This window comes from Pirellulales bacterium (genome assembly GCA_036499395.1).
In the GTDB taxonomy this organism is placed as follows: Bacteria; Planctomycetota; Planctomycetia; order Pirellulales; family JACPPG01; genus JACPPG01.
Genome location: DASYDW010000128.1, coordinates 1 through 10,579 on the forward strand (window position 1 = coordinate 1; position 10,579 = coordinate 10,579).

The 10,579-nt window shown below is 54.2% G+C and carries 9 protein-coding genes; 1 reads left to right on the forward strand and 8 read right to left on the reverse strand.

What is annotated here, in order from left to right; genetic code table 11:
• Window positions 1-694: 694 nt before the first annotated feature.
• Window positions 695-1,518 (forward strand): IS5 family transposase gene (locus tag VGN12_25475; protein ID HEY4312826.1). Its coding sequence is split into 2 segments (ribosomal slippage): window positions 695-1,052 and window positions 1,052-1,518, totalling 825 coding nucleotides; the frame shifts between segments, so codons are not numbered across the junction.
• A 131-nt stretch (window positions 1,519-1,649) separates the two neighbouring features.
• Here VGN12_25475 and VGN12_25480 read toward each other — a convergent pair.
• From VGN12_25480 to VGN12_25515, 8 genes are all read right to left on the reverse strand, one after another.
• On the reverse strand, window positions 1,650-2,603 hold the full coding sequence (locus VGN12_25480; GenBank protein ID HEY4312827.1) for a hypothetical protein: 954 nt from the start codon (window positions 2,601-2,603) through the stop codon (window positions 1,650-1,652).
• A 15-nt stretch (window positions 2,604-2,618) separates the two neighbouring features.
• The gene (locus tag VGN12_25485) at window positions 2,619-3,467 is read right to left on the reverse strand and encodes a hypothetical protein (protein ID HEY4312828.1); all 849 of its coding nucleotides are present in this window, start codon (window positions 3,465-3,467) and stop codon (window positions 2,619-2,621) included.
• Between the two features lie 46 nt (window positions 3,468-3,513).
• The gene (locus VGN12_25490) at window positions 3,514-5,406 is read right to left on the reverse strand and encodes a polysaccharide deacetylase family protein (GenBank protein HEY4312829.1); all 1,893 of its coding nucleotides are present in this window, start codon (window positions 5,404-5,406) and stop codon (window positions 3,514-3,516) included.
• A gap of 87 nt (window positions 5,407-5,493) precedes the next feature.
• Window positions 5,494-6,525, reverse strand: coding sequence for a hypothetical protein (locus VGN12_25495; GenBank protein ID HEY4312830.1), 1,032 nt, complete (start codon window positions 6,523-6,525; stop codon window positions 5,494-5,496).
• A 759-nt stretch (window positions 6,526-7,284) separates the two neighbouring features.
• Window positions 7,285-8,463: a hypothetical protein gene (locus VGN12_25500; GenBank protein ID HEY4312831.1), complete on the reverse strand. Its 1,179-nt coding sequence runs from the start codon at window positions 8,461-8,463 to the stop codon at window positions 7,285-7,287.
• A 604-nt stretch (window positions 8,464-9,067) separates the two neighbouring features.
• Window positions 9,068-9,484 (reverse strand): hypothetical protein, encoded by a 417-nt coding sequence (locus VGN12_25505; protein ID HEY4312832.1) that lies wholly within the window; start codon window positions 9,482-9,484, stop codon window positions 9,068-9,070.
• A gap of 29 nt (window positions 9,485-9,513) precedes the next feature.
• The gene (locus VGN12_25510) at window positions 9,514-10,134 is read right to left on the reverse strand and encodes a hypothetical protein (GenBank protein HEY4312833.1); all 621 of its coding nucleotides are present in this window, start codon (window positions 10,132-10,134) and stop codon (window positions 9,514-9,516) included.
• A gap of 32 nt (window positions 10,135-10,166) precedes the next feature.
• The coding region (locus VGN12_25515; GenBank protein HEY4312834.1) for a hypothetical protein at window positions 10,167-10,579 on the reverse strand (413 nt) is incomplete at its 5' end.

Below are 10,579 nucleotides of genomic sequence, written 5' to 3' on the forward strand. Positions count from 1 at the left end.
GCAATGCAAAGGCAATCTGTTCCTCACTGAATGCCGACTTCTTCATGGCCATCTCCCTGGTCGCCTCTGGCGACCTTCATGATGGCCTGAACGATAGACTTTTTCTCATTATCCGTGAGCACATTTTCGGGGGATGGGTCACCGAAATCGGATAAGGAGACTCTCGATGAGAAAGAAGCGGCACACCCCCGAGCAGATCGTCCGCAAGCTGCGTGAGGCGGAGGCAGAAACGGCGGCCGGGAAGTCGATCGAGGAGGTCTGCAAGAATCTGGAGGTCGGCCAGCAGGACGCTGGAGGACGAACTGCAGAACCGGGAGGAGTTCGCGACGCTGAAGGAGGCGAAGGTGCTGGTGGAGGACTCCCTAATGGATCAATGAATACTGAGTGCTGGTATATAGCGATGCGCAGAGCTTGCTCGGAACTACATAGCGTTCAGCTAAGTTGATGAGCAGTTAAGTAAGTTGCGTCAATGCTCTCAAGCAAGAGGCGGAACGGCGCCCCAGTCGCGGCCATCGCCATCCACTTCGATGTGCGCGAGTCGCGGTATTTCGAATACCTATTGCGACAACGTCCCCGGCGGCGTGAACTGCCAGTAAACTCAGCTTAAAGCTCCTAACAAAATGGTCGTGAATGTTGGTTCCCAATTAAAGGGGCAATTGTTGAAAATGAGCGGCAGTCTTTGTCGGAGGTCAGGATGGCCCAGCCGCTCGTCACGGATGATTTATGGCAAATTGTAGAACCATTGCTTCCCAAGCCGCGGTCTCGTCGCCGGAACCGGCGTCGGCGTGGTGGCAGGCCGCCGGTGGATGATCGCCATGTGCTGGCTGGAATTGTGTTTGTACTCAAGACGGGCATCCCGTGGGAGTATCTGCCGCAGGAGATGGGTTGCGGGTGCGGAATGACCTGCTGGCGTCGGCTGCGTGACTGGAATGTCGCCGGCGTGTGGCGGCAACTGCACCGGGTGCTCCTGGACAAGCTCAATGCCGCCGACAAGATCGATTGGTCGCGAGCCATCGTCGACTCGACCTCGGTCCGTGCGATGCACGGAGGGAAAAAACAGGCCCAAATCCGGTAGATCGGCGTAAGCCGGGATCGAAGCATCATCTGCTGGTGGACGGCAAAGATCGTGCGGTGATGTCGTTTACGCTAACTGGAGCAAACCGTCACGACGTCACTCAACTGTTGCCGTTGGTGGACGGCGTTCCAAGCGTCCGGGGCAAGCGTGGCCGGCCGCGTCACCGCTTTGATCAAGTTCAGGGCAACCGTGGATACGACTCCAAGCATCACCGCCGACAACTCCGAGCCAGAAGGTCGCAACCTCTCCTGGCCAAACGAAGAACCGAGCATGGCAGCGGATTGGGCGTTTATCGGTGGGTGGTTGAGCGGGCGGAAAGTTGGGTACATCAAAATCGACATCTGAAGTTCCGTTATGATCGACGAGACGACATCCATGAAGCGTTTCTGGCCATTGCTTGTGCGCTGATTTGCCTTAACTGCCTGTCTGACCCATTTTGTTAGGAGCTTTTAATATGCCCTATGATTCCCGACCGCATGACCGCCAGCAACCAGTCCGACGTGCGAAAGCGCTTCCATATTTATGCGGATGGCATCGGTGTCTTTTCTCGACGCGCGGCCGGCCATCAGAACGTTCATTTTTTCTGCCGGCTTTTCTCCGTAAGAAACATCATCGCTCGTGTTATCGACCCATCCTGCGCATGTATCGCCCGGGCGATGCTCTCCGCCGCTGCCACCATCCGTGTCCGCGACGCCTCGTGACCAGCTTCGATCGATTCGATGCGCTCGAACACAGCCTTGGCCTCGTCGGCATGATCCGCTAGAAGCAAAAGATTCCCTTTCTGCGTCAGCGCTCGAAACTTCTTCACATGATCCAACGTCGGCACGGCAGCATCGATACGCCCAACGGCGTCGAGGTAAGACTTCGGGTCGACCTTAATCCGCTTAAGCACCGGCTGCTCTGGCGCGGTTGGCTGTGTACTAGGCGGCGGATCGGCTCGCTGCTCGGCCAAGAACCGCGCACATAGCCCTGAATATTCTGACGATGCCTTCATGCACTCATTCACCAACGTCTCCGCCGCAGGCGCGTTGTCGATACTGATCACGTTGTAAAGCGATTTTGCAGCGGACAACGCCTTGGCCGTCTTCCCCGACGCCAGCAGCGCACGCGTACGGTACATTTGCAAAGACTCCACCGCCGCCTGGCCCAACGGCCAGTCCAGCGTGTCGCACGTAATTGCGACCTGGGACCAGTCAGCCACGTCTGCATAACGCTTCATCTCTAACAGCGGCTTATTCCAACGTATCGCCAGGTGATACGCGACTGTTTCTGGTGACAGCTGCATGAGCAACCTGATCTTTTCCAATGCTGCGTCGCGCGTCGCCGCGTCCGGCGCAATCAGCTGCTTGCGGATCTGGTCCGCTTCAGCATCGGGCATGCGCCCCGCTGCCGTATTCACCACCTCACCGATCGCGGGCTGCGCCTCGTGCAGGTTGAACCACTCGACCTTCACGAATACAAACAGACCGGCCGAACACACCAGAAGCGTGATGATCAACCGCCGGCCGCCGTTTCGTATGAACCACATAGCATGCTCTCCAGATTATTCCGTGTGATGCTCGGAATCGACTGGCAGCTTGTTCTCATCCGCCTGCCGCCGCGCGACAGGATAATACTCGCCTTGGTAATCCCGCGGTCGCACGTCCGGTTCCACCGCGACTATCGGCTCCTCATACCCCGACAAAGGCACCACCGCCAGCGATGGTGGTGCCCCCAGTGCTGTCTTATCGTGCGTTCCCGAAGGTCCGATCGGCTGAACTCGCGCTTCTAGCTGCCTAATCGTCGCGTCGAGTTTCGCTATTTCCTGTTCAGTCGGCTTCTCCGGACCAACAGTCTGAGGCGCATCATTTCCTAATGAAAACCGTTCCAAATCATATGCCGTCTCTGGTTCTTCAGTCGCCGGCACTGAATATAATAACCGCAATATTGCCGGAAAGATCACCCCAATGATCAATATACTTCCACCCGTCCACAGCACCCACACCATAGCCGGAGTCGTCCACCATGCGACCGTATATTTCACCGGGCGATCCTCTCTCTCCAGATATTTCGCATATTCGGACAGTGTTACACTGCTGCCATCGCCAATATCAATCAGTGCTGGCAATCTCAATTGAAACGGCATGTAGCAACTTCGCCCGTCCGACAACGACTCAAGGATATCTCCTGTAAGGCAATAATGCCCGTCGGATTTGGGATACACGAGGACATTCCGGACGATCGGCATTCCGCTGCTCGTCCTCCGCGGCCACGACCTGAAAAACCGTGACGACTCCAACATCCGCACGAATTGACCACTCTCTTCCGGCTCATCCGTCATTCGCATCAGCGACAATAGCACGCCGATGCAGATTCCCCATAGCATCCAGCGCGTTGCTTTGACGTTTCTCAATTGCATAACCTTTAAGTCCACTACTCATGCGACCCGTATTAATTGCTCATTTTCGAACCGCTTCCGAGGGACCACGCAGAAGCTCCGCAAAGGAATGCAACTCCACGAAGTCTGGAAGCTTCTCAGTATCCTCATTCTGAATCAGCAACCGTTGGCCATGAAACCACGCTCCGTTATTGGTGGTTTCGCGCACGAATGGCATAGGGACATCTTTCTGACCTTTCGCACGCCGTACATCGGCGATCGTTTTCGACCAGCCAGACGTCATCGATCCGAACAGGGCGGCCACATAGCGATTGTCATCCGAGAATATTACGTCCAAGCACCCGTCGCCGTCCAAATCGACCATGCGCAGACCCGCATCGCGCCCCTTGCCGTCGACGAACCCGACGCCCCCCGGCAGGGCAAAAGACAGCTGCCGCCAGCGCCCAGCCGATTCGTCCCACTGAAACACAGCGTTCGACTCGCAATTGCCGACTATCAATTCGCATATGCCGCCATGGTTGATATCACGAAAACGCACGCCCTGATCCACCCCTCCGGCCGCCGTCAACACGGCATGCCCATTGATGTCCAGTCCATTCAAAAGCGCCTTGTCTTCGCTCCATTTACCATCGGAAAACGTCCACGCCCCTGCCTCAGATTGCGTCCGGATCATCACTGAAACCGCCCCCCCTGGCCGCACAATGCCAAATTGCGCGCCGGTGGAAACGCCGTTGTCTACCAACTGCGTCGGAAATGGAACCTCCAACCACTTCTGCTCGGTAGGTCGCCATATCCTCGTTACTCGCAGCTTCTCATTCGCCACGATGACATCCATGAAACCATCGCCGTCCACGTCGATGATTCGTACGCCATTATCTCCGGCGCGCGCCGAACGGACTGCCTGTCCTTGGAGGAGATTTTCGTTCAAACGCTGCAACGCGTCGCCAAAGCTCATGAACCGAACGCGCCCTGGATATCGTTGCGCCGCATATTTCACCAGCGCCGCGATCTGATCATTTCTGATCCAACCATGCGGATGGAAGACCGGCGCATAGACTCCCTGCTTCAACACGGCCGCGTCGATCGCAAACTTCATATCGCCGAGCGTTGCATCGCTATTTGGCCCGTTGACCAGCTGCGCTTCATAATCACTGGGAACCGTCGGCGGAAACTCCCAGCAAAAGCCGCCTATTACATAAGGGTACGGGTAATTGACGACCAGATTAGCATAGCTGCTCGCGGGTAAATACCTGCCGAATCGCGGCCGCCCGTCTTCACCGCGCGTGATCTGGCGCGGCAACGCGCCGTCTTCTTCAGTAATCAGGTTAAAAACCGAACTATCGATGCTCAGAAACGCCCCTGATCGCGTCGTCTTCCCAAATATTTCCGCAAAAAAACGCGGGCTCGGTGTATTGTGTGTGTCACAAAATGGCACCCGAAACGCCACCGGTGCATTTCCTGGAATCTTGCTCACCAACTCGATGCATCGATCGTAAGTGGATTTCGCCGCATCAAAATCCCACCGCCGCAGCATCGGCAGCGGATGATCGAGCGTATGCACCTCTATCGAAACCCCTTGTTGGCGAAGTTGCCGCAACTCGGGGATCTGCGGCGCAACTGAACATGCCATGATGCTCATCGTCCCCGCCGGACGCAGTCCCTGCATCGCCTGAATCACGGGCGCGAGATAGTCGCTGTACTTCTTCTGATCCTTTGGTCGTAGATCATCTATTGCCAGAACAACCACCGCATCTACCCCCTTTTCTCCCAGCCATTGTGGCGTCGTCAGCTTTGCAAATGCCCCAGACACATAATAAGGGTTGACGCCATATAGATAATTCAACCGATCGGCATTGACCGCCGGGGGGCTGCCCTCGCCCATAACGAAACGGCTTAACCCCCCTATCACAATCAGCGCAACCACAACAATCGTTACCGCGCTTTTGTTGAACATGTGCGACTTCATTGCCAGTCTCTACATAATATCAATCAGCTGATTTCAATTCAACAATGCGTGCCCACAAACCGTCTCAATGCTTCCTTAAGCACGCAGGTCCATTCCGAGGGAGTGAGCCAGTGACGTCACCGCGCGCGAGTCCAGCCCTTCCGCCACCAACGGCCCGAAACCAATCCGATCGCGCCCCAACGGATGCGCGCGCGTGGCCGCGATCACGTCATCAAAATATTTCGCAAGATCTTTCTCGTCATGGGCATGCGAATCTACGCCCGCCCAGCCAGATACTTTAGTGCCGTAAAATGACGAGTGACATACGACGAATTTCTCCTCAGCCACTCTCCGGCATTCAGGATTTTTCCGTCCAATCAGCCATCTAGGGAACTCGAAGAGATGTGACGCGTATTCCTCTGCCATTTTTGTTGTTACAAATGCAAAACTGTGATAGTGCTCCCCGACAACCAGGTCGCACGTTTCATCAATCGCTGCGAAAAATGACTGCGGTTCCCCAATCCAGTTGCGAAAATTCAAATTCTTCTCGGTCATGAAAAATATCCCCCGCATCCCGCGCTGATCGCCCGTCGCCGCAATGTATCTCATCAGCTTCGCCAGTCGCTCTCGCACATGTGGATCGGAACACGCATTTGTCGGCATTTCATTAAATGCGAAGTAATCGGCCGGGCCATCTGGATTGTCCGCCCGCTTACGAAATTCCGCTGCCCACCGCTTTAGTTCGTCATCTGCGCACGTCATCCATCCCGAATACTTATGAATATCGAACGGATGGGCATACCTGAAACTGCTCCCACGCGAATGCGCCAATCGAGCCATTTCCGGTGTGTTGCGAAGCCCCGGGGCACTGTGTGAAAATATATGCAGATACTGCGATCCACTCGGCAGCCCACCGTCTGCCGTCAGTGCTTTCATCGCCTGTTCATTGAACTGATAAAAGAATGTCGTGCGCAGAGCCGACTGTGTCGCCGGACGAGTCGCTTGTGTCGGCGACGCAACTTGGGTCGCCGACCCGGCCAACGCACCGCTCGCCGAACTCACGGCCATACAACCAGCAACCCGCAATACGTCTCGCCGCGAAATTTTCTGTGACATAAGAAAATCCATTATTCACCTAATCCACAGCGCAATCGTCCCAAGACTGCATCTTGGTCGGATGGCAAGTCACCGCGCTAATGTCGAATCGTGAAAAAGCTGCTACATGTCCATCCGAAAACAAAATATTGTTCCCCTTCGATGCAAGCTCAGCCCGCCCGGCTCATTTACAAACAGCAAGCACTTGATCTCCGCGTCATCCTTATCATCCTGAGCTGGCTGGAGCCAAGTTTCAAATGGCGGTTGATAAAAATCCTTTGCTGGCAGTCTCCCGGCAAAATAAACTCGACGACCTTTTGATAGCGCTCAGTTGAATATTGTGTCGATAGTTCAAGTACTCTCACCTTGCATTCAGGAAATAGTTGATCGCGTTTACCGGAATAGAGAGGTAGTGATAGACCGGCGAATCTGGCCTCGCGAAATATGGCATCATCTGCTCACACCACCCCAATCCTGACTCAAACCCCTTCGACACCGGGTAATCCTTCGCCAGAAACAATTGACCTCCGACTATGTCGGCAGCCAACCAAGATTCGATCCCGCATAACCATGTAGAGCCACGCCCAACTGACGAAGCTGGCGTTGACAACGAATGCTCGCCGCCGACCGCCATACTCTACTCAACGCCAGCATGAAAAGCCCAATCAACACTCCGATAATGGCGATCACCACCAATATCCTTACTGGGCTAAAGCCCCTTCGAGATCGCATCAGACATATCTACGATGAGATGATAAGCCTGTCCTTTAAATCGCTCATTCCTTCGATGAATTATGGCGAGATTATTTCATAAACATCCAGACGGCGCTCCATCGTATCAAGCACCAATAACACACGTTTCTGCTTTGAGGCATCCGGCCCAAACCATAAGCTTTTCGAGCAAACGACTCGGGAAAGTGGCTTCTTAGGATCCTCCGGCGGCCGATCCGACCACTTCCGCCCCGTGCCATCTTCATTACCCGCCAAACTAGTTAAACCCAATTCAGCTGTCGAACCATCCAATCGCCTAAACTGAACATCACACGAATTAATCGACTGCACCACACCATGCATATCCGATGTATTTGTTGAACGCGGATTTTGCACCGAAAATGCAAGCAAGTCCGATCCTCCCGGGCCAACTCCCGTCAAAATTATCGCCCCACGACCTTTCATGCAGACTTCAGCGTCATCCAGAATTGCAACCGAACTCGTTCCGCTCGCCTCCGAATTCACTTGTTTCCACTTATTACCATTTCCGGATTCGGCGCGATTCCCCAAAGCTATCCCCCCATATCCCACAATCGCAATATCGCCCTTTACACCGAAGGCAATCGATTGCAACTTGCCGCGAAAGTTCTGTGGGGAGGGCCTAATAACCGCACCCGGTGAAATTGGGGCTCCTTTATCCACCGAAAGATACTTCATCTGCACGCCGTCCTTGGCCGGCTGATACAAGAGATACGCCACTGCTGGCTTGCCAGAATCGCCGACCGGGTCCACGTCCGCGCAAACCGGTCGCTCGGCTTCGAATCCAGTTTTGTCCCATACCGTCTCGCCCGAGTCAGGATCGATGCAACGAACGAAGCTCGTCCCGAAATGACCGCTGTCGTAACTTGCAATCAGATGGTTGTGCACAATATCAAAGGTCAGCGAGTCATAACCGCGCTGACTCGGCGCGCGAAACCGAGTCTTTTCCAACGACACAATATCACGTCCGCCATCCAGCAAATTTGCGATTTTGACAATCCCGACCGTTGGGTTCTCGTAATTCGCGCCGCCAATGAATGCGTTTTTCCCATCAAAAACGAGTGAACGAGGCTTCCCGCCATCGTCGCCATCACGGCAAAAAATACGACTCAAATCCAGTGTCGCCTTATGCACAAAATGCGGAGTCGATTGGGCGTTCGATGGGATCGACCACGACAATAAAAGAAAGATGAATGATGCAACCTTTTGCCCGCTTTTCATTAGACCTCCGAAGACATGCCGAGAAGGCAATAGCTAGGATAGGCTCCTGAATGTGCAAATGCAAGAACCCTTGCGTCGGCCCGCTGTGTCTTAAGCAACCGTCACTTTCCTAGCCTACGGAATTGCCTCGACCACGACAATGTTCCATGTCGGCTATCTAAAATATCCCGCACCCTTTATATAGGATCTCTGCGGGGAAATGACCGTAACGAGTAGTGTTTACGGAAGAGCAGGTCATAGCCCTCCGGTGAAACGGCCAGCGTAATAGGAGATAGTGGAGGAACTGAGCCATTCGCAAGAAATTGCCGGGCTGTTTGACCCATCCCCCGAAGATGTGCTCGCGGATATTGAGAAGAAGTCGGACGTTCGGGCCATCATGTAGGTCTCCAGAGGCGACCAGGGAGATGGCCATGAAGAAGTCGGCGTTCAGCGAGCCCAAATACCTGAACTACCACAAGATGCGAACGGTAACTTGGTCGCGTCTTATGTCATTCACCGTTCCACTAATCCGGCGAGTGTACGTCACATTAATCCGTCGTGGCTGACATACGCCTAGATCCTTCGACCGAGCCGGTCGACGATCTGACCATAGGGTGGGCCATGCTCACCTCCTATTTGTGTCGGTGATCATATCTGCGATGGACTTGAGAATCGTTAGGTCTAGGGCGTCAAGGTGCAGGTGGAGGGCTGTGCTGGGACCGATGCCTGCAATCGAGAATGCCATAGGCATTGGCCGGTTACGCATTAGGTGGTCACGACGGCGATCTTTGACAGCGTGAGATCGACCATGGACCGCGACGACACGGTTCTCGACAGTCACATCTTGCGGCACTTCGTCGACGAAGTTGAAGAGGTACTCGAAGGTCCCAACGGTAAAACGATAGATGTTTGGCCGATGTCGTGATACGAGCTTGTACGCGTCGGTCCAGTCGTGCGGGAGTTCCTCGGTGAGAACACCGACGAGTGCTTCAACATCATAAGTATTGGCCTCGGCAATCAGCCGGTCGTAATCGATGTCCATAGGTGCCCTCCCGGGTGACATGGGAAACCCTAGGTGGCTAAAAAGCTATCTACAATGTTACGGAGTATGACGTAAGCCTCCCGGAGCACTTCGTTGGCATTTGGATCATCAAACTCCTTCCCCCCGTGGAACATATTATTCCGAATGGTGTAGAGCATCATCACTAACTCAGCCGCCACGGCGCCTTCGTCGGTCGCAAGCTGATTCTTCGTGCCAACTCGCCCAGCGATGGTTCGATCCAGACCACTAACTTTTGGCACATTCGCGTAAATCGACCTGGCGATGTTCGTCACGCCGTTCGGTGGTACCCCTTGAATGTCCGGCACATTTCCATGAAGCGATGTTGGTCGCCGAGTGAGAAAGAATTCGAACGACGGTGACTCGATTACTTGTTGAAGAACACCCGGAACAATCTGTGACGCGATAAACGTGAGATGGCATTTTTCTGACGGCATCTCATGAGGTTTTCGATCCTGACAATATTTGGGATTGGTCGCCAACTTTCCCCTCAGAGCGACAAAGTAGATGTTGTTAAACGCCATCCAACAACAGGCGTAACGGGCAAAGACGCACGTTGGTTGCTGGGTCGGATGATCCAGGTGATCGACCATGCTGAATGCGACAGGCGCTTCGATGCGATCGAATTTCACGGCTCCCGCCCTATCTAAATTGATTTCCCGAGTCATTTATGATCAGTCCAACTGGCATGTGCGAAAAATGGTTGCACACCATCCCGCTGCCAAAACGCACTGACGATGACTGCAGCCCTGATCAACAATATCATACCAATGGGCAGCGATAGCAACTCTCGATTGACCTGGCGATAGTCTACCCGACGCCGAAAGGACCATCTAATATGTCCGACTCGTTCACGATACACGCGGGGGAAATCATCGGCAAAGTGAACCTTGCTGGTAAGCAGTTTACGCGTAGGGAGCATCATTGGCGCTTGACTGACCCATCCCCCGAAAATGTGCTCACGGATAATGAGAAAAAGTCTATCGTTCAGGCCATCATGAAGGTCGCCAGAGGCGACCAGGGAGATGGCCATGAAGAAGTCGGCATTCAGTGAGGAACAGATTGCCTTTGCATTGC